A 16595-nucleotide genomic window follows, 5' to 3' on the forward strand; every position below is an offset into this window, starting at 1 on the left:
ACTCCTCTCTACAGATTCGGCAACTCGTCACGCCAGACGATGGCCGTGGCGCCGTTGACCTTGAGGACCCGGACACGCTCGCCGGGCAGGTATTTCTCGTGGCCGTCGAACGAGCGGGCCTGCCACAGCTCGCCGTCGATCTTGATCATGCCGCGCGCGCCGTCGACCTCTTCCAGCACGGTGGCCTGGGTGCCCTCGATCGCCTCGACGCCGAACGGCGTCTCGCCCGACTCCAGGGCCGGCCGGGCATGGCGCAGCACGATCGGCCGCAGCGCGGTCACCGAGAGCCCGGAGACCAGCGCGAAGACGATCACTTGCAGCAACAGGGGCGCTCCGAGGGCGGCCGCACCGGCCGCCGCGAACGCGCCCAAACCGAAGAAGATGAGAAGGAATGTGGCCGTGAAAGCCTCGGCGATCGCCAGTGCGATGCCGAGCACGATCCAGAGAACCGCTTCCACGTATCGATCGTGACACGGCCGCGCTCGTCCGGCGACGCCGTGTGCACCGCCGCCGAAAATGTCACCGAACTGCCATGCAAACCCGCCCGCGATCCGGCGTAGCCATATCGCCCGCGGGCAGTTATACCCACCAGTCACATCGAGAGGGTCCACCGTGTCGCTGCTGCCGGAGACCGGCCGACGGGTCGAGGAGATCGCCGTACGCGCGCAGGCCGAGGGGCGTGCCCCCTCGCTCGCCCTGGCGATCGTGCGGGATCGCGCCGTGCTGCACCAGGTGTTCGCCGGCGAGCATCCCCGGCCGGACGCCAAGACCCAGTACCGGCTCGGCTCGATCACCAAGACCATCACCGCCACGCTCGTCATGCAACTGCGCGACGAGGGCTTCTTCGCGCTGGACGACCTGCTGTACCGGCACCTGCCCGGCACCCCGATCGGCGGCGTCACCCTGAGGCAACTGCTCGGGCACGTCTCGGGTCTGCAGCGCGAGCCCGACGGCGCGTGGTGGGAGCGCAACGCCGGCGGCGACGTCGACAAGCTGCTCGCCGAGCTCGGCTACGACAAGGTGGCGGGCCCGCCGTTCCGCCGTTACCGCTACTCCAACCTCGCGTACGGGCTGCTCGGCGCCGTCCTCGAGCGGGTCACCGGGGAGAGCTGGCAGAGCCTCGTGGGCAAGCGGGTGCTCGACCCGCTGGGCATGAAGCGCACCACCTACTCCCCCGTCGAGCCGTTCGCGCGCGGCTACGTCGTGCACGCCCTCGACCGTTCACTGCACGAGGAGCCGCGCCTGGACTCCGGCGCGATGGCGCCCGCGGGCCAGCTCTGGTCCACGGTCACCGACATGGCCAAGTGGGCCGCCTTCTGGACCGACCCGGCCCCCGCCGTGCTGGCCCGCGAGACCGTCGACGAGATGTGCGCGCCCGTGGTCATCAGCGACCTCGAGTCGTGGACCGCCGGCCACGGCCTCGGCCCGGAGCTCTACCGCGTCGGCGAGCGCGTCCTGGTCGGCCACAGCGGCTCGATGCCCGGCTACGTCGCCCAGTTCGCGGTCCACCGCCGGAGCCGGCTGGGCGTGATCGCCTTCGCCAACGCGTACGGCCTGGCCGGCACCACGCTCAAGGCGACGGCGCTGGAGGCCCTGTCCGCCGCGGTGGACGCCGAGCCGGTCGTGCCCGAGCCGTGGCAGCCGCCCGCCCCGCCCACCGGCGAGGCCGCCGCGCTGGTCGGCCGTTGGTGGTGGATGGGCCGCGAGTACGAGATCACCACCCACGGCGACGCCGTCGTGATGACCGGCCCGCACCATCGGACCCGTTTCGTCCGCGAGGCCCCCGACCGCTGGCGCGGCACGGACGGCAACAACGAGGGCGAGCTACTGACCCTCCAGCGCGACGACGAGGGCGCGGTCACCGGCATCGACATCGCCACGTTCGTCTTCAAGCGCGACCCGGCGCACCTCGCCTGAGGCGGGCCCGGAGCGCAAGCCGAGCGCCAGCCCCGCGGCGACCACGGCGACGCCCAGCCAGACCGGCGGGCCGGGCACGGGGCCGCCGAGGGCGACGCCGACGAGGGCGGCCGAGACCGGGGCGACGCCGGTCAGCAGGCCGGCCCGGGCGGAGCCCAGGCGCTGCACGCAGGTGTACCAGAGGACGAAGGCGACGGCCGTGACGGCGACGGCCAGGTAGGCGCCGGCGAGCAGGTCGTCGAGGTGGACGCGGCGGACGGCGCCGGGGCCCTCAAGGACCAGGCCGGCGAAGCCGAAGGCGATCGCGGCCATCCAGGTGGAGTGGACCGAGACGCCGACCGGGCCGTGGCGGCCCAGGACGGGGACGGCCAGCAGCGTGAAACCGGCCTCGCAGGCGAACGTGACCAGCGCCCACAGCAGGCCGAGGCCGTCGGCGCGGCCCAGGCCCTGCACGAGGCCGGCGCCCAGGGTGACCACCAGTGCGGCGACGATCAGGTGGGCGGCGGGGGTGCGGCCCTCGAGCAGCGGGCCGGCGACGGCGAGCAGCAGCGGCACGCAGGCGACCGCGACGCCGAGCACGGCGGGTTCGGCGTGCCGGGCGCCGTGGACCAGCGCGAGGTTGAAGACGAGCATGCCGGTGACGACGACGCCGGACAGCCACAGCCATTCGGCGCCGCGAGGGCGGACGACCCGGCCGCGGAAGAACACGAGCAGAAGCAGGCACGCCACGGCGTACCGCAGGCTCTGGATCGTCAGCGAGGGCGCGTCGGCCAGGAGGCCGGAGACGGCGACGCTGCCGCCCACGAAGGTCATGCCGGCGGCGCCGGCCAGGAAGCTCATCCGCATGCCGTCGATGCTTCTCGCGGTATGGTCCGGGTTGAAGGACCAATCCGCGTACGCCCTGGGGGACCAATTTCCGGCTCGGACTTCCTGCAGCTGCGGCCCGGGGACGCGCCCGCGAAGGGGCTGACCACGTGGCTGACCGACGGGCTGCGGGCCGCGGTGGCTGCCGGGCGGCTCACGACGGGGACGCGGCTGCCGCCCACCCGCCTGCTCGCGGCGGAGCTCGACGTCTCGCGCGGGGTGGTCGTCGACGCCTACCAGCGGCTCATCGACGAGGGCCTGGCGGCGGCGCGGACGGGCGCGGGCACCACGATCATCGCGCGGCCGCAGGTGCGGGACACGCCGTCGGACCGCCGCCGCTCGCTCGACACGCTGCGGCTGCCGCTGCCCCCGGCCGACGGCATCGACCTCGACCTGTCCCCCGGCGTGCCTGACCTGTCGGCGTTCCCCCGCACCGCCTGGCTGCGCGCCGAACGCGCGGTGCTCGACGAGATCACGGCGGCGGACCTGGGCTACGGCGACCCGGGCGGCACGCCGCGGCTGCGGGCCGAGCTGGCGGGCTGGCTGGCCCGGACGCGCGGCGTGCGCGCCGAGCCCGACGACGTGATCGTGGTCAACGGCGTGGCGCAGGCGCTGGCGCTTCTGGGGCAGACGCTCAGGACGCGCCGGATCGCGGTGGAGGACCCGGGGTCACGCGGGGCGCGCGACCAGCTGGCGCATTGGGGCGTACGCCCGGAGCCCGTCCCGGTCGATGCCGAGGGGCTCGTCGTCGGCGCGCTCACGCAGGACGCGGCCGTGCTCACGCCCGCGCACCAGTTCCCGACCGGCGTGGTGCTCGGCCCGGCCCGCCGCCGCGCGCTGCTGAGCTGGGCCGCCGAGGGGCGCCTGATCATCGAGGACGACTACGACGCCGAGCACCGCTACGACCGGGCCCCGGTGGCCGCGCTGCAGGGATCGGCGCCCGACCACGTCGCGTACGCGGGCAGTGTCTCGAAGTCGCTGGCGCCCGGGATGCGTCTGGGCTGGCTGATCGCGCCGCGCCGGATGCAGCCCGAGCTGCTCGCCGCCAAGCACGACTCCGACCTGGGCAACCCCGCGCTGCCGCAGCTGGTGCTGGCCCGGCTGCTGGCGACCGGCGACTACGAGCGGCACCTGCGCACCGTCCGCACCCGCCAGCGCCGCCGCCGCGACGCGCTGCTCGGCGCGCTCGCGCGGCACCTTCCGCGGGCGCGCGTGATGGGCGTGGCCGCCGGCCTGCACCTGCTGATCATGATGGCCGGGGACGAGCCGGACATCGCGCTGGCGCAACGAGCGGCTGCGGCCGGGGTCCTCGTACACCCGCTGTCCTGGCACCGGATGACACCCGGCCCGCCGGGACTGATCCTCGGCTACGCGGCGAACCCGCCGGACCGCCTTGCGGAAGCGGCCCGCCGCCTCGGGCAGGTCATGGGACCGTGACGAAGTCGATCAGCCGCTCCATCGAGTTGATCAGCGGTGTCTCCACGTCCTTGTAGCTGTTCACCGACTTGAGGATCCGGCGCCACATGTCGGCGGGCTCGCGCACGCCCACGGCCGCGCAGATGCCCTCCTTCCAGGGCCGCCCCGGGGGCACGACCGGCCACTTCGACAGCCCCACCCGCTCCGGCTTCACGGCCTGCCAGATGTCGACGTACGGGTGGCCGGTGACCAGCACGTCCGGGTCGGTCACCGCGGCGACGATGCGGCTCTCCTTGCTGCCCGCGACGAGGTGGTCGACGAGCACGCCGAGCCGGCGCTGCGGGCCCGGCCGGAACGCGCGGACCGCGCCCACCAGGTCGTCGATGCCGTCGAGCGGCTCCACCACGACGCCCTCGATGCGCAGGTCGTCACCCCAGATGCGCTCGATCAGAGCCGCGTCGTGGATGCCCTCGACCCAGATGCGGCTGGCCTTGGCGACCTGCGCCCGTACGCCCTCCACCGCGATCGACCCGGAGGCGGTGATCCGCCGGCCCGGCCGATCCGGCGCGGCGGCGGGCCGGCGCAGCGTCACCGGCTTGCCGTCGAGCAGGAACGCGGCCGGTTCGAGGGGGAAGTTGCGCCGCTTGCCGTGCCGGTCCTCCAGCACGACCGCGCCCAGCTCGAAGCCCACCACCGCCCCGCAGAACCCGGAGTCCGCGTCCTCGACGACCAGGTCGCGTTCGGCGTCCACCTCCGGCACCACCTTGCGGCGCCGCCAGTTGCCCTTGAGCACGTCCTCCCCATACATGCCAGGCACCGTAACCCGTGCGCAGGGACACGCCGTTTCTGACGCTCCGGCCGAGACAGAGTTCCGGATGTCCACGTACCCTTGCTCGCATGTCCCCCGCAGCCGATGCGGCCACCCGCGTAGCGCGGCGCTCGACCCGGTTCGTGGCCTGGGTGCGCGCCTGGCGCGCCGGCCTCGTGCCCTTCGACGAGCTGGCCGACGAGATCGCCCGCGACGAGGAGCACCTCGTCGCCGACGCGCCCGGCACGTGGACCGACGTGCCGCTGCCGCAGGGCCTGCCCGCGTTCGCCAAGGTGCACCCCGACGACATCCGGCTCGTGCTGCCGGCCCCCGGCGACCCGCGCGGGCTGCCCGGCCCCGGGCCGCTCACAGGGGCCGCGATGCTCGCCGGTGAGGCCGTCATGACGCCCTCGTTCGGCGTCGTGCCCGAGGTGCGCCGCCACGTCTCCGGCTCCGGGGTCGAGTTCGAGACGGTGCTGTGGCGCTGGTTCCCGGTCGAGGACTACCGGCCCGTGTTCCAGATGGGCGCCGCCGAGGCCGAGGGCGAGCTGACCCTGGCGCTCGGCGAGGCGACGGCCCAGCTCACCAAGCTCGACGTGGCGCAGTGGAAACCCGAACTGGCGGGCGCGCTGCAGGCGTTGCGCCGCCCCGAGAGCACGGCCACGCTGCCGCCCGGCTTCGACCCGCGCGCCCGTCGCGTGTTCGCCCGCGCGTCGATCCTCGACCAGGTGCTCGCGCTCGCCGAGACGAACGCGCCCGGCGGCGCCGTCAACGGCTACGAGGCCCAGCAGCGCGACGCCGCCCTGCGCCCGCTGCTGACCGCCTGCCGGCAGGCGCTGGTCGCGGCGTGCAACTCGCCGCTCCATGCCTGACCGCTTCAAGCACTGCACGTTCTGCGGCGCCCGCTTCGTGCCCGGCCAGCCCTGGCCGCGCCGCTGCTCGGCGTGCGGTGAGACCTCGTACCGCAACCCGACCCCGGTCGCCGTCGCGGTGCAGCCGATCGGCGCGGGCCTGCTCGTCGTGCGCCGCGCCATCCCGCCCGCCGCGGGCACGCTCGCCCTGCCCGGCGGTTTCGTCGACTACGGCGAGTCCTGGCAGGAGGCCGCCGCCCGCGAGCTGCGCGAGGAGACCGGGCTGGTCGCGGACCCGCGGAGCGCCGCGCTGTACGACACGGTCAGCGCACCCGACGGCACGCTGCTGGTCTTCGCGATGTTCCCGCCCGCCGACGCGCCGCCCGGCTTCGCGTCCGACGAGACCGACGGCTGGGACATCCTCAAGGGCCCCGCCGAGCTGGGCTTCAGCACCCACACCGCGGTGGCCGGGCGGTACTTCGCCGACGTCGCCGAAGGCCTCTGAGCCGGCGGCGCGGCCGGTAAGGTGCTCCATCATGGAGATCCGCGCGGAGCAGGAGTCCGACGACGTCGCCGAGGTGCACCGGGTCGCGTTCGGAGCGCAGGGCGACACCGTCGCCGCGCTCGTGGGCGCGCTGCGCCGCGACGACCCCGGGGCGCTGTCGCTGGTGGCGGTCGAGGACGGCCGCGTCGTCGGCAACGTCATGTTCACCCGCAGCCTGCTGGACGCGCCGCCGCGGCTCGTCGACGTGCAGGTGCTCAGCCCGCTGGGGGTGCTGCCCGGCCACCAGCGCCGCGGCGTCGGCCGCGCGCTGATCGCCCGCGGTCTCGAGCTCGCCGACGAGCGGGGCTGCCCGTTGGTGTTCCTCGAGGGCGACCCGGCGTACTACTCGCGGTGGGGGTTCCGGCCGGGTGGCGAGCTGGGCTTCCGCAAGCCGTCCCTGCGCATCCCGGACGCCGCCTTCCAGGTGCACCCGCTCACCGCGTACGAGCCGTGGATGACCGGCACCCTGGTGTACTCGGCCACGTTCTGGGACTACGACTGCGTGGGTCTGCGCGACACCTGACGCGACGTTGGCACGAGTGCTTACGGTGGCGGCATGCACAAGCCGGAACTGGACGAGGGGCGGCGGGCCCAGGCGGCCCGCGTCACCGCGATGATCGAGGGGCTCGGTCCGGCCGACGACTACTCGGACGCGGTGCCCGCACTGCGGGCGATCAGCCGCGACGCGCTGGTGCTCGGGGACGTGCTGGGCGACTACCTGGCCCGGGTGGTCGCGGGCAGCCAGGCCGAGACCGTGTCGTACTGGCCGGTGCTGGAGCTGCTGCGGGCCGCCGGCGCCGACGAGCAGCACGCCGCCGCGAAGGCCGCCTGGCTACGCGTGCACTAGGGCACGACCTGCACCACGGTTCCCGCGCCGATGCTGCGCAGCAGCGTGCGCTGCACCTCGGCCGGCACGCGGATGCAGCCGTTGGAGACGCTGCGCCCGAACGCCGACTCGTCGCGCCACCCGTGGATCGCGGTGTGCCCGTTGCGCAGGGCGTCCGACAGCGCGTCGCGGTCGTCCGGAACGGCGCCCAGCACCAGCGCGTCCAGCCCCGCGTACACCTCGCCGTGCGTCACCGTGCGACCCATCACGTACGTGCGTCCCACCGGCGTCGGCGTGCGCGACGAGCCCACCGCCACCGTCCACGCGGCGCGCCGCCGCCCGTCGCGGAACCACGTCAGCCGGCGCTCGCTCAGGTCCGCCACGAGCCTGTCGCGCAGCGGCCGCGCCTGCCACCCGCCGTCCGGCACCCACCCGACGCGCCGGTTGACCGAGGGCAGCAGCACCGCCACCCAGCCGCGCCGCCGCTGGACGATCGGCACCGTGACCGGCAGCCCGCTGATCGACCGCTGCAGGAAGGCCCGCGGCCGCCCGCCCGGACGGTCGTACACGGCCACCTTGCGCAGCGGTCGCAGCCTCTGGTCGACCACCGCGTCCGAGTCGGTCGCCGCATCGCGCGGAAACCCTCGCGGCGCGTCCCAGTAGTTGATCCTCGGCAGGTCCTGCGGCGGCCGCGCCGCGCGCGGAATCGGCTCGACGGCCGCCTTCACCGCCGGCGCCGGCGCGGGCACCCGCCGGGCCGCGAAGGCCCCCGTCGGCGCTTCGAGGTCGTGCGCGACCAGCAGGGACGCCCCGAGCGCCGCCGCGATCAGCCCACCAGCAACCGCCCGACGGGTATAAGCCATGCCCCCACACTATGACGCGAAAAGGCGAAACATCACCATATGCACGCTGCGAGTTTCCCGGGCCGCCCGCTCCCGGCGTGATGATCTCCACCTACGCCACCCAGACCCCCACCCACCCGGGGCAGGGAGCACACTACGCCCCACCACCGACAATCCGCGTGCGCTGTCCACAGGCCCGGTATCCGGCACATCTTGTCCACAGGCGACGCACTAATGCGGCTGCCCCGCTCCCCCGCGGTCCTCCCTCTCCGGCGGCCCCAGATGGGTGCGTTCGCCGTCATGGTCGAGGATGCACAGGATCTCGGCCGGCCCGCCGGTCGCGCCGAAGGCATGCGGCACCATCGTCGAGAACTCCGCCGCCTCGCCGGCCCGGACCAGGATCGTGCGCTCGGCCAGGCGCAGCACGATGGTGCCGGACAGCACGGTGAACCAGTCGCGGCCGGGATGCACCCGCAGGTCGGCGGGGACGGCGCGGGTGACGCGCAGCTTGGCGACGGTCATGCCGCCGGGCGCGCCCTCGCGGGAGAGCAGCCAGGTGGTGATGCCGCGCGCGTCGTCGCGGTGGGGCCGGATGACCACGTCCTCGTCGCTGCCGGACTCGACGAGCTGGTCGAGGGTGGTGCCCAGCGCCCGGGCGATCGGCGCGAGCTGGTCGAGCGCGATGCGCCGGTGGCCGGTCTCGAGGCGGCTGAGCGTGGACGGGCTCAGGTAGCTGCGGGCGGCGAGATCGTCCAGCGACCAGCCGCGCGCGACCCGCAGACCGCGGATGCGCTGCCGGACCAGCGCGTCGAGCTCTCCGTCTTGCGTCATGCGCAAGACTGTATGCCATTCGCGCAAGATGGCGGTAGCGTGGCCCGCATGGCACACGATCACCAGCACAACCACCTGGTCCAGATGCTCGACCTCGACGCCGAGGTGCTCGAGGACTTCCACCGCGAGCTGGTCGGCTGGGCCGGCTCGCTCGTGGGCGACCGGCCGCGCGTCGTCGATCTGGGCGCGGGCACCGGCACGGGCACGCTGGCGCTGGCCCGGCACCTGCCGGGCGCGCAGCTCACCGCGGTCGACGTGGACGACGAGATGCTGGAGCACCTGCGCCACCGCGCCGCCGACGCAGGGCTGCAGGACCGCATCCGTACGGTCCGGGCCGACCTGGACGGCGACTGGCCCGCGCTCGGCCCGGCCGATCTGGTGTGGGCGTCCGCCTCGATGCACCACCTCGCCGACCCGGCGCGCACGCTCGCCCGGATCCGCGACACGCTGCGGCCCGGCGGCGCCTTCATGATCACCGAGCTGGACGGGTTCCCGCGGTTCCTGCCCGACCCGGGCCTGGAGGACCGGTGCGCGGCCGAGATGGACCGCCTGCGCCGGGAGGGCGGCATGCACATGCACGAGAACTGGGGCGCGCGCCTGACCGCCGCCGGCTTCGACCTGGCGGGCGAGCGCACCTTCGAGCTCGAGATCCCCGCGCCACTGCCGCCGGCCGCCCGCCGCTACGCCCAGGTGACCTTCGCCCGTATGCGCGAGCGCCTCGCCGACCGGCTGAGCGCCGACGACCTCGCCGCCCTGGACGACGCGGCCGCCACCGCCGCGCACCGCGACGACCTGACCGTCCGCGCCACGCGCATGGTGTGGGTGGGCCGCCGCCCGTCCTGACACACTGGCGCGATGCGAAGCGCGATCATCTTTCACGGCACCGGCGGCAACCCGGGCGTGGCCTGGTACCCGTGGCTGGCCGCCCGGCTGCGGCAGCGCGGCTACGAGGTCGAGGTCCCCCACTACCCCGGGCTGAACGTCGAGCCGATCACGTCGTTCCTGCCGAAGGTGCTGGCCGCGCACCGCTTCGGCGACGACACCGTCCTGATCGGGCACTCGGGCGGGGCCGCGCTGCTGCCGGCCCTGCTCGAGCACGTGACCGCCCGGCAGGCGATCCTCGTGGCCGGCTACTGCACGCGGCCGAACACCTCGGACGAACCGGTGCTCAAGGACGCGTACGACTGGGCGGCGATCCGGGCCCACGCGCGGGAGTTCTGCTTCATCAACTCACGCGTGGACCCGTACGGCTGCGACGAGCACCAGGGCCGCGCCCTGTTCGAGCACCTGGGCGGCACCCAGATCGTCCGCGACGACGGCCACTTCGGCGACTACGACCAGGCGTACGACGAGTTCCCGTTGCTGGACCGGCTGATCGCCTAGATCTCGTCCATCAGGTCGGCCACCGAGTTGACGATGCGCGACGGGCGGAACGGATAGCGGTCCGCCTCCTCGCGGGTGCTGATGCCGGTCAGCACCAGGATCGTCTCGAGGCCCGCCTCGAGGCCGCACAGCACGTCGGTGTCCATCCGGTCGCCGATCATCGCGGTGCTCTCGCTGTGCGCCTCGATGGTGTTCAGCGCCGAGCGCATCATCATCGGGTTGGGCTTGCCGACGAAGTACGGGTCGACCCCGGTCGCCTTAGAGATCATCGCGGCGACCGAGCCGGCCGCGGGCAGCGCGCCCTCGTTCGACGGGCCGGTCGCGTCGGGGTTGGTGCAGATGAACTTCGCGCCGCCGTCGATGAGCCGGATCGCCTTGGTGATCGCCTCGAAGCTGTACGTGCGGGTCTCCCCCAGCACCACGTAGTCAGGATCGAATTCGGTCAGTACGTAGCCCGCCGCGTGCATCGCGGTGGTCAGGCCGGCCTCGCCGATGACGTACGCCGTGCCGCCGGGCCGCTGGTCGGCCAGGAACTGGGCCGTGGCCAGCGCCGCGGTCCAGATCGACTGCTCGGGAACGTCGAAGCCCATGCGGTTGAGCCGCGCCTGCAGGTCGCGCGGCGTGTAGATCGAGTTGTTGGTGAGGATGAGGAAGGGCTTGCCGGACGTCTTCATCCGGTTGACGAACTCGGGGGCGCCCGGCACCGGCACACCCTCGTGGACGAGCACGCCGTCCATGTCGGTGAGCCAGCTCTCGACGGCCTTGCGCTCAGGCATCATGCTCCTCGTCGCTGTGGGGGTGGGCAGCACGGGACCGGGCAGTCGTCCCAGACCGGCAGCGTACCGAGCCGGCGCAGCGGCGCTCCGGCGGTGCGCTCCTGGACGAGCTCGCGCACCATCGCCACGAAGCGGGGGTCGGTGCCCGGGGTGGCGGCACGGGCATATCCGAGGCCGAGCCGCCCGGCCGTCTCGGCGGCCTCGTTGTCGAGATCCCAGAGGACCTCGAGGTGGTCGGAGACGAACCCGATCGGGCTGACCACGACGTCGGTCACGCCCTGCTTGGCGAGTTTCTCCAGGTGGTCGTTGATGTCGGGCTCGAGCCACGGCACCTGCGGCGGGCCGGAGCGGCTCTGCCAGACCAGGTCCCAGTCGTCGTGGCCGGCGACCAGGCGGGCCGTCTCGTGCAGCTGCGCCTCGTAGCGCCCGCCCGTCGGGCCGGCGGTCCGCGCCATGCTCGACGGGATCGAGTGGGCGGTGAAGACCAGGCGGGTCGTGTCCCGCCGGCTCTCGTCGAGGGTGGCCAGAGCCGACCGTACGGCGTCGGCGTGCGGCTCCACGAAGCCGGGGTGGTCCCAGAACTGGCGGATCTTCGAGATGACCGGAGCACCCGGGCCGACCTTGGCCCGGGCGTTCGCGATGTCCTCCCAGTACTGCTTGCACGACGAGTACCCGCCGTACGCGCTGGTCGCGAAGCCCAGCGCGTGCGTCACACCGTCGTCGCGCATCTGCGCCACGGTGTCGGCGAGCATCGGCTGCCAGTTCCGGTTGCCCCAGTACGCCGGCAGGTCCACGCCGTTCGCGGCGAAGTCCGCCCGGACGGCCGCCAGCAGGTCACGGCACTGCTGGTTGATCGGCGAGACGCCGCCGAAGTGGTAGTAGTGCTCGGCCACCTCGGCCAGGCGCTCGTCCGGGACCCCGCGCCCGCGCACCACGTTGCGCAGGAACGGCATCACGTCATCGGGCTTCTCGGGACCGCCGAAGGACAGCAGGACGAACGCGTCGTAGACCACCCGTCCATACTGTCACCGGATCATGCGCCCAGCGCGTGGTAGCCCCCGTCGACGTGCACAACCTCACCCGTGGTGGCCGGGAACCAGTCCGAGAGCAGCGCGCAGATCGCCTTGCCGGTCGCCGTGGTGTCGTGCAGGTCCCAGCCCAGCGGCGCGCGGGCGGCCCACGCGTCCTCGAACTGCTCGAAGCCGGGGATCGACTTGGCGGCCATCGTGCGCAGCGGGCCGGCCGACACCAGGTTGCTGCGGATGCCCTTCTTGCCCAGATGCAGCGCGAGGTAGCGGTTGGCCGACTCGAGGCCCGCCTTCGCCACGCCCATCCAGTCGTAGACCGGCCACGCCTTGGTGGCGTCGAAGGTCAGGCCGACGATGCTGCCGCCCGACTGCATGAGCGGCAGGCAAGCGACGGCCAGCGACTGGTACGAGTACGTCGAGACCTGCAGCGCCTTGGACACGTCCTCCCACTGCGCGTTGAGGAACTCGCCGCCGAGGACGCTCTGCGGCCCGAAGGCGATCGAGTGCAGCACGCCGTCCAGCCCGTCCACGTGCTCACGGACCTTGTCCGGCAGCGCGGCCAGGTGATCCGGATCGGTCACGTCCAGCTCGATCACGGGCGGCGGCTCGGGCAGCCGCTTCGCGATGCGCTCGACCAGGGAGAGCCGGCCGAAGCCGGTCAGCACGACGGTCGCCCCGTTCTCCTGCGCGATCTTCGCCGCCGAGAACGCGATCGAGGCGTCGGTGATGACGCCGGTGATGAGCAGCCGCTTGCCGGCCAGTAATCCAGACACGGTTCTCGATACTCCTTGATGGAAGGGTCAGTGGCCCATGCCGAGGCCACCGTCGACCGGGATGACCGCGCCGTTGATGTACGCGGCCCCGTCGCCGGCCAGGAACGTCACCGCGGCCGCGACCTCGTCGACGGTTGCGAGCCGGCCCGCCGGAACGGCCTTGATGATCTCTGCCTGCCGCGCCTCGGACAAGACGGCTGTCATCTCCGTCTCGATGAAACCCGGCGCGACCACGTTCGCGGTGATGTTGCGGCTGCCCAGCTCGCGGGTGATGCTGCGGGCCATGCCGACCAGGCCGGCCTTGCTCGCCGCGTAGTTCACCTGCCCCGGCCCGCCGTACAGGCCGACCACCGACGAGATGAAGATGATCCGGCCCCACTTGGCGCGCAGCATCTTCGAGCTGGCCCGCTTGGCGACCCGGAACGAGCCCTTGAGGTTCGTGTCGATCACCCGCTCGAACTGCTCCTCGCTCATCCGCAGCAGCAGCGTGTCGTCGGTGATGCCGGCGTTGGCGACCAGCACCTCGACCGGGTCCAGCTCCTTCTCGACCTCGGTGAACGCCGCATCGACCTGCGCCGGGTCGGTGATGTCGCACTGCACGCCGTACAGGCCCTCGGGCGCGCCGCTGCCCCGGTGCGTCACGGCCACCTTGTCGCCCTGCGCGGCGAACGCCCGCGCGATGCCGAGGCCGATACCCCGGTTGCCGCCAGTGACCAGTACCGTGCGCGCCACGACCTTCGCTCCTCATACCCAGGTAGGGGGTGCCGGGTGGCACCGCGGGGGCACGACGACGACGCCGCAGCGCCGTAACCTGCCGGAGTGGAGACTATCGGCCCGGTGACCCGGCGCAATGCCACGGGGCCGCTACGCCGCCTGTTCTGGTCCCGCGAGCGGCTGCGCCCCGCACCCACCGGACGCATCTGGGTCTATGCGTTGCCGCTCGGCCTGCTCGCGCTCGCCGGGATGGCCCTGGCCACCGGCGCCTACCTGGCCGAGAACCGGCCCCTGCCCGACCCCTTCGTCGTGCTCATCGCGGCCGGCTCGGTGCTGCCCGTCGCCGTCACGCTCCGGCTGCCCGTCCTCGCCTGGCGGCTGGCCTTCGTCATGCTGTTCATCGGCTCGATGCAGGTCGGCCCCCGCGAGCCGTGGCCGTGGAACACCGTGCAGATCCTCGGCTTCCTCGTCGTGCTCGGCCGGCTCGCCGTGCTCGAGGACTCCTCACTCACCATCTGGGCCACCGCCTTCAGCCTGATACCGGTCTTCGCGTACGCCCCCGACGCGAACGCCTGGGGCGCCGCCGTGCTGCTCATCGCGATCGCCGCGCTCGGCGACATCGTGTCCCGGCGACGCCGTACGCGGGCCCTGCTCGCCGAGAAGGAGGAGCTCACCGAGCTCGAACGCGCCAAACGGGCGGTCCTCGAGGAACGCACCCGGATCGCCCGCGAGATGCACGACGTGGTCGCCCACCACATGTCGATGATCGCCGTCCGGGCCGAGACCGCGCCCTACCGCATCGGCGACCTGCCCGAACCGGCCCGCGAGGAGCTGGCCACCATCGCCGCGTCGGCCCGGGAGGCGTTGACCGACATGCGGCGGCTGCTGGGCGTGCTGCGCGCGGAGCAGAACGAGGCGCCGTTGACTCCCCAGCCCGGGCTCGCCCAGCTGGAGGAACTCGTCGCGACCGCGCGCGCCGCGGGCGTCGACGTCTCCCTGCGCGCCGACGGCGCGTTCGCTTCGGGCCGCCCTGTGGATAACTCGACGCACGCCGACGCCGATTCCGGTAGGTTCCCCACCCTGGGTGGGGCGGCGGCGGAGCTGGCGGCGTACCGGATCGTGCAGGAGGCGCTCGCCAACGCCGCCCGTCACGCGCCCGGCGGCCCGGTGACCATCGAGGTCCGCGACCTCGGCGACCGGATCGACCTGCTGGTCCGCAACACCCTGACCACCCCCGCCGCCACGGCCGGCCGCGGCCACGGCCTGTCCGGCATGCGCGAGCGCGCCGAACTGCTGGGTGGCACGCTGTCGGCCGCCCCCGACGGCGACTCGTTCGTCGTCCGCGCAGACCTGCCCGTCCGGGAGGCTCAGTGATCAAGGTTCTCATCGCCGACGACCAGGCGATGGTCCGCGAGGGCTTCGGCGCCCTGCTGGCCGCCCAGCCCGACATGCTCGTCGTCGGCGACGCCGCCGACGGCGCCGCGGCGGTGACCCAGGCCCGCGAGCTGCGCCCCGACGTGGTGCTGATGGACGTCCGCATGCCCGTGATGGACGGCCTCGAGGCCACCCGCCGCCTCCAGGACGGCCCGAAGGTGCTGATCCTCACCACGTTCGACCTCGACGACTACGTCTACGCGGCCCTGCGCGCCGGCGCCAGCGGCTTCCTGCTCAAGGACGCCCCCGCCGCCGACCTCATCAACGCCGTACGCGTCGTGGCCGCCGGCGAGGCCCTGCTCGCCCCGTCGGTGACGCGCCGCCTGATCGCCGAGTTCGCCGCCCGCCCGGTCGCCGACCGCCCCAAGCCGGCCGCGCTGAACGCCCTGACCCCGCGCGAGACCGACGTGCTGCGGCTGATCGCCCGGGGCCGTTCCAACCAGGAGATCGCCGACGACCTGGTCGTGGCCGAGCAAACGGTGAAGACCCACATCGGACGGATCCTCGCGAAGCTCAACCTGCGCGACCGCGCCCAGGCCGTCGTCTTCGCCTACGAGACCGGCCTCGTCACCCCGGGATGAGCACCCAGGTATGACGTGAAGGTGCGGTCTGTGGTGTGACGCTGCGAGGGGCACCTCGGCCGGACGCTGCCGGGCATGCGATTCCTGCCTCTCGCCCTCGCCCTGACCAGTCTCTTCCTCCCCGTTCCGGCCCAGCGCGCACAGGGAGGCATCGAAGTCCTGCCGGCATTCGCCGAGGCGTACCGCGAGAGCGCCGTCCGCATGCTGGCCGCCGGGTGCCCGTACGCGACCTGGGCCGCCGACGGCCGCCGCTTTCTCGAGTTCGACCCGCGCGGCGACGGCCGCGCCGTCGAGGTCCTCGGCGACCTGGCCACCGCCGACCGGATTGCCGTCCTCGTTCCCGGCGTCGACACGACGCTCGCCGACTTCGACCGGGGCCTCGGGGGCGTCCCGCGCCGCGCCCCCGGCGTGCAGGCCCGAGCCCTCCACGAGCACCTGGCCAAGCGCGACCCGCACGCCGCCGTGATCGCCTGGCTCGGCTACGACCCACCGGAGGGGCTCGGCCTGGCTGCCGCCACCGAGGGGCGCGCCCGGGACGGGGCCGCCGCGCTGGTCGCCTTCGTCCGCGGGCTCACGAAACAGCGGCCGGCGGTGACCGTGACGCTGGTCGGTCACAGCTACGGCGCGATCGTCGCGGGGCTGGCGGCGCCGCGGCTGCCCGAGGTGAGCGACGTGATCACGCTCGGGGCGCCCGGCGTAGGGGCCGACCACGTGGCCGATCTGGGCGGCGCCCGCGTCTGGTCGGCTCTCGCCCCCACCGACTGGATCCGGCGGATTCCGCAGGTCCGGCTGCTGGGGCTGGGGCTGGGGCGGCGTCCGACCTCGCCCGAGTTCGGCGCGCGGGAGCTGCCGACGGACGGGGTGGCGGGGCACGACTTCTATCTCGTTGCGGGCAGTTCGACGCTGAAGGCCGTGGCCGACGTCGTCCTCTCGGGTGGTCCTGAGCACGCGACGCCGGGGCGCGTTTCTTAGCGGGGCCTTAAGGGGTACAGTCTCCTGCGGCCCGA

20 protein-coding genes are annotated in these 16595 nt (G+C 73.5%); 11 read left to right on the top strand and 9 right to left on the bottom strand.

Features of this window, described 5'->3' with window-relative positions:
* Positions 1-8 precede the first annotated feature (8 nt).
* Positions 9-458, bottom strand: a complete 450-nt coding sequence (locus ACSNN8_RS35430) for an NfeD family protein (protein WP_436655531.1) — start codon at positions 456-458, stop codon at positions 9-11.
* 154 nt (positions 459-612) lie between these two features.
* On the opposite strand from ACSNN8_RS35430, the gene ACSNN8_RS35435 reads away from it, so the two are divergent.
* Entirely contained in the window at positions 613-1917 is a 1305-nt protein-coding gene (locus ACSNN8_RS35435) for a serine hydrolase domain-containing protein (RefSeq protein WP_436654537.1), read from the top strand.
* Here the strand turns inward: ACSNN8_RS35435 and ACSNN8_RS35440 are convergent.
* Positions 1825-2763 (bottom strand): DMT family transporter, encoded by a 939-nt coding sequence (locus tag ACSNN8_RS35440; RefSeq protein ID WP_436654538.1) that lies wholly within the window; start codon positions 2761-2763, stop codon positions 1825-1827. The two genes, ACSNN8_RS35435 and ACSNN8_RS35440, sit on opposite strands and share 93 nt — an antisense overlap.
* 21 nt (positions 2764-2784) lie before the next feature.
* On the opposite strand from ACSNN8_RS35440, the gene ACSNN8_RS35445 reads away from it, so the two are divergent.
* Positions 2785-4218: a PLP-dependent aminotransferase family protein gene (locus tag ACSNN8_RS35445; RefSeq protein ID WP_436654539.1), complete on the top strand. Its 1434-nt coding sequence runs from the start codon at positions 2785-2787 to the stop codon at positions 4216-4218.
* On the opposite strand, the gene ACSNN8_RS35450 is transcribed toward ACSNN8_RS35445, so the two are convergent.
* Complete coding sequence (locus ACSNN8_RS35450) at positions 4205-5005, bottom strand: DUF3097 domain-containing protein (RefSeq protein ID WP_436654540.1); 801 nt, start codon at positions 5003-5005, stop codon at positions 4205-4207. The genes ACSNN8_RS35445 and ACSNN8_RS35450 overlap by 14 nt on opposite strands.
* 89 nt (positions 5006-5094) lie before the next feature.
* On the opposite strand from ACSNN8_RS35450, the gene ACSNN8_RS35455 reads away from it, so the two are divergent.
* Genes ACSNN8_RS35455 through ACSNN8_RS35470 form a run of 4 tightly spaced genes read left to right on the top strand, consistent with a single transcriptional unit; the run spans position 5095 to position 7247 of the window.
* A complete protein-coding gene (locus tag ACSNN8_RS35455) occupies positions 5095-5877 on the top strand; it encodes a hypothetical protein (RefSeq protein ID WP_436654541.1) in 783 nt (260 codons plus the stop codon).
* Positions 5870-6361: an NUDIX domain-containing protein gene (locus ACSNN8_RS35460; protein ID WP_436654542.1), complete on the top strand. Its 492-nt coding sequence runs from the start codon at positions 5870-5872 to the stop codon at positions 6359-6361. The genes ACSNN8_RS35455 and ACSNN8_RS35460 overlap by 8 nt, the downstream gene beginning before the upstream one ends.
* 31 nt (positions 6362-6392) lie before the next feature.
* Entirely contained in the window at positions 6393-6923 is a 531-nt protein-coding gene (locus tag ACSNN8_RS35465; protein WP_436654543.1) for a GNAT family N-acetyltransferase, read from the top strand.
* A 33-nt stretch (positions 6924-6956) separates the two neighbouring features.
* Positions 6957-7247 (top strand): hypothetical protein, encoded by a 291-nt coding sequence (locus ACSNN8_RS35470; RefSeq protein ID WP_436654544.1) that lies wholly within the window; start codon positions 6957-6959, stop codon positions 7245-7247.
* Here ACSNN8_RS35470 and ACSNN8_RS35475 read toward each other — a convergent pair.
* Both ACSNN8_RS35475 and ACSNN8_RS35480 read right to left on the bottom strand, forming a co-directional pair.
* On the bottom strand, positions 7244-8089 hold the full coding sequence (locus ACSNN8_RS35475) for a L,D-transpeptidase (protein WP_436654545.1): 846 nt from the start codon (positions 8087-8089) through the stop codon (positions 7244-7246). The genes ACSNN8_RS35470 and ACSNN8_RS35475 overlap by 4 nt on opposite strands.
* Before the next feature lie 210 nt (positions 8090-8299).
* Positions 8300-8899 (bottom strand): helix-turn-helix domain-containing protein, encoded by a 600-nt coding sequence (locus tag ACSNN8_RS35480; protein WP_436654546.1) that lies wholly within the window; start codon positions 8897-8899, stop codon positions 8300-8302.
* Positions 8900-8947: 48 nt separating this feature from the next.
* Between ACSNN8_RS35480 and ACSNN8_RS35485 the strand changes: the two genes are divergently transcribed.
* Together ACSNN8_RS35485 and ACSNN8_RS35490 are read left to right on the top strand one after the other, a co-directional pair.
* Positions 8948-9742 carry a class I SAM-dependent methyltransferase gene (locus ACSNN8_RS35485; protein WP_436654547.1) on the top strand — a complete coding sequence of 265 codons (795 nt, stop codon included), beginning with the start codon at positions 8948-8950 and terminating at the stop codon, positions 9740-9742.
* A 12-nt stretch (positions 9743-9754) separates the two neighbouring features.
* Entirely contained in the window at positions 9755-10282 is a 528-nt protein-coding gene (locus ACSNN8_RS35490) for an alpha/beta hydrolase (RefSeq protein ID WP_436654548.1), read from the top strand.
* On the opposite strand, the gene ACSNN8_RS35495 is transcribed toward ACSNN8_RS35490, so the two are convergent.
* Genes ACSNN8_RS35495 through fabG form a run of 4 tightly spaced genes read right to left on the bottom strand, consistent with a single transcriptional unit; the run spans position 10279 to position 13591 of the window.
* Positions 10279-11058: an HAD-IIA family hydrolase gene (locus ACSNN8_RS35495; protein ID WP_436654549.1), complete on the bottom strand. Its 780-nt coding sequence runs from the start codon at positions 11056-11058 to the stop codon at positions 10279-10281. The two genes, ACSNN8_RS35490 and ACSNN8_RS35495, sit on opposite strands and share 4 nt — an antisense overlap.
* Entirely contained in the window at positions 11058-12071 is a 1014-nt protein-coding gene (locus ACSNN8_RS35500) for a ferrochelatase (protein ID WP_436654550.1), read from the bottom strand. The genes ACSNN8_RS35495 and ACSNN8_RS35500 overlap by 1 nt, the downstream gene beginning before the upstream one ends.
* Before the next feature lie 20 nt (positions 12072-12091).
* A complete protein-coding gene (gene fabI / locus ACSNN8_RS35505; RefSeq protein WP_436654551.1) occupies positions 12092-12859 on the bottom strand; it encodes an enoyl-ACP reductase FabI in 768 nt (255 codons plus the stop codon).
* A 27-nt stretch (positions 12860-12886) separates the two neighbouring features.
* Complete coding sequence (gene fabG, locus ACSNN8_RS35510; protein ID WP_436654552.1) at positions 12887-13591, bottom strand: 3-oxoacyl-ACP reductase FabG; 705 nt, start codon at positions 13589-13591, stop codon at positions 12887-12889.
* A gap of 87 nt (positions 13592-13678) precedes the next feature.
* On the opposite strand from fabG, the gene ACSNN8_RS35515 reads away from it, so the two are divergent.
* The 3 genes from ACSNN8_RS35515 to ACSNN8_RS35525 all read left to right on the top strand — a co-directional run bounded on the left by ACSNN8_RS35515 (position 13679) and on the right by ACSNN8_RS35525 (position 16560).
* Positions 13679-14947, top strand: a complete 1269-nt coding sequence (locus ACSNN8_RS35515; protein ID WP_436654553.1) for a sensor histidine kinase — start codon at positions 13679-13681, stop codon at positions 14945-14947.
* A complete protein-coding gene (locus ACSNN8_RS35520) occupies positions 14944-15588 on the top strand; it encodes a response regulator (RefSeq protein ID WP_436654554.1) in 645 nt (214 codons plus the stop codon). The genes ACSNN8_RS35515 and ACSNN8_RS35520 overlap by 4 nt, the downstream gene beginning before the upstream one ends.
* Positions 15589-15663: 75 nt before the next feature.
* The gene (locus tag ACSNN8_RS35525) at positions 15664-16560 is read left to right on the top strand and encodes an alpha/beta hydrolase (RefSeq protein WP_436654555.1); all 897 of its coding nucleotides are present in this window, start codon (positions 15664-15666) and stop codon (positions 16558-16560) included.
* Positions 16561-16595: the final 35 nt, after the last annotated feature.

This window comes from Actinoplanes sp. URMC 104 (genome assembly GCF_051386375.1).
Taxonomy (GTDB): domain Bacteria; phylum Actinomycetota; class Actinomycetes; order Mycobacteriales; family Micromonosporaceae; genus Actinoplanes.

What these genes read in the sequence shown, in the direction of transcription:
- ACSNN8_RS35440 (WP_436654538.1), bottom strand. Translation starts at nt 2,763, where the DNA reads ATGCGGATGAGCTTCCTGGCCGGCGCCGCCGGCATGACCTTCGTGGGC.
- ACSNN8_RS35445 (WP_436654539.1), top strand. Translation starts at nt 2,785, where the DNA reads ATGGTCCGGGTTGAAGGACCAATCCGCGTACGCCCTGGGGGACCAATT.
- ACSNN8_RS35450 (WP_436654540.1), bottom strand. Translation starts at nt 5,005, where the DNA reads ATGTATGGGGAGGACGTGCTCAAGGGCAACTGGCGGCGCCGCAAGGTG.
- ACSNN8_RS35455 (WP_436654541.1), top strand. Translation starts at nt 5,095, where the DNA reads ATGTCCCCCGCAGCCGATGCGGCCACCCGCGTAGCGCGGCGCTCGACC.
- ACSNN8_RS35460 (WP_436654542.1), top strand. Translation starts at nt 5,870, where the DNA reads ATGCCTGACCGCTTCAAGCACTGCACGTTCTGCGGCGCCCGCTTCGTG.
- ACSNN8_RS35465 (WP_436654543.1), top strand. Translation starts at nt 6,393, where the DNA reads ATGGAGATCCGCGCGGAGCAGGAGTCCGACGACGTCGCCGAGGTGCAC.
- ACSNN8_RS35470 (WP_436654544.1), top strand. Translation starts at nt 6,957, where the DNA reads ATGCACAAGCCGGAACTGGACGAGGGGCGGCGGGCCCAGGCGGCCCGC.
- ACSNN8_RS35475 (WP_436654545.1), bottom strand. Translation starts at nt 8,089, where the DNA reads ATGGCTTATACCCGTCGGGCGGTTGCTGGTGGGCTGATCGCGGCGGCG.
- ACSNN8_RS35480 (WP_436654546.1), bottom strand. Translation starts at nt 8,899, where the DNA reads ATGACGCAAGACGGAGAGCTCGACGCGCTGGTCCGGCAGCGCATCCGC.
- ACSNN8_RS35485 (WP_436654547.1), top strand. Translation starts at nt 8,948, where the DNA reads ATGGCACACGATCACCAGCACAACCACCTGGTCCAGATGCTCGACCTC.
- ACSNN8_RS35490 (WP_436654548.1), top strand. Translation starts at nt 9,755, where the DNA reads ATGCGAAGCGCGATCATCTTTCACGGCACCGGCGGCAACCCGGGCGTG.
- ACSNN8_RS35495 (WP_436654549.1), bottom strand. Translation starts at nt 11,058, where the DNA reads ATGCCTGAGCGCAAGGCCGTCGAGAGCTGGCTCACCGACATGGACGGC.
- ACSNN8_RS35525 (WP_436654555.1), top strand. Translation starts at nt 15,664, where the DNA reads ATGCGATTCCTGCCTCTCGCCCTCGCCCTGACCAGTCTCTTCCTCCCC.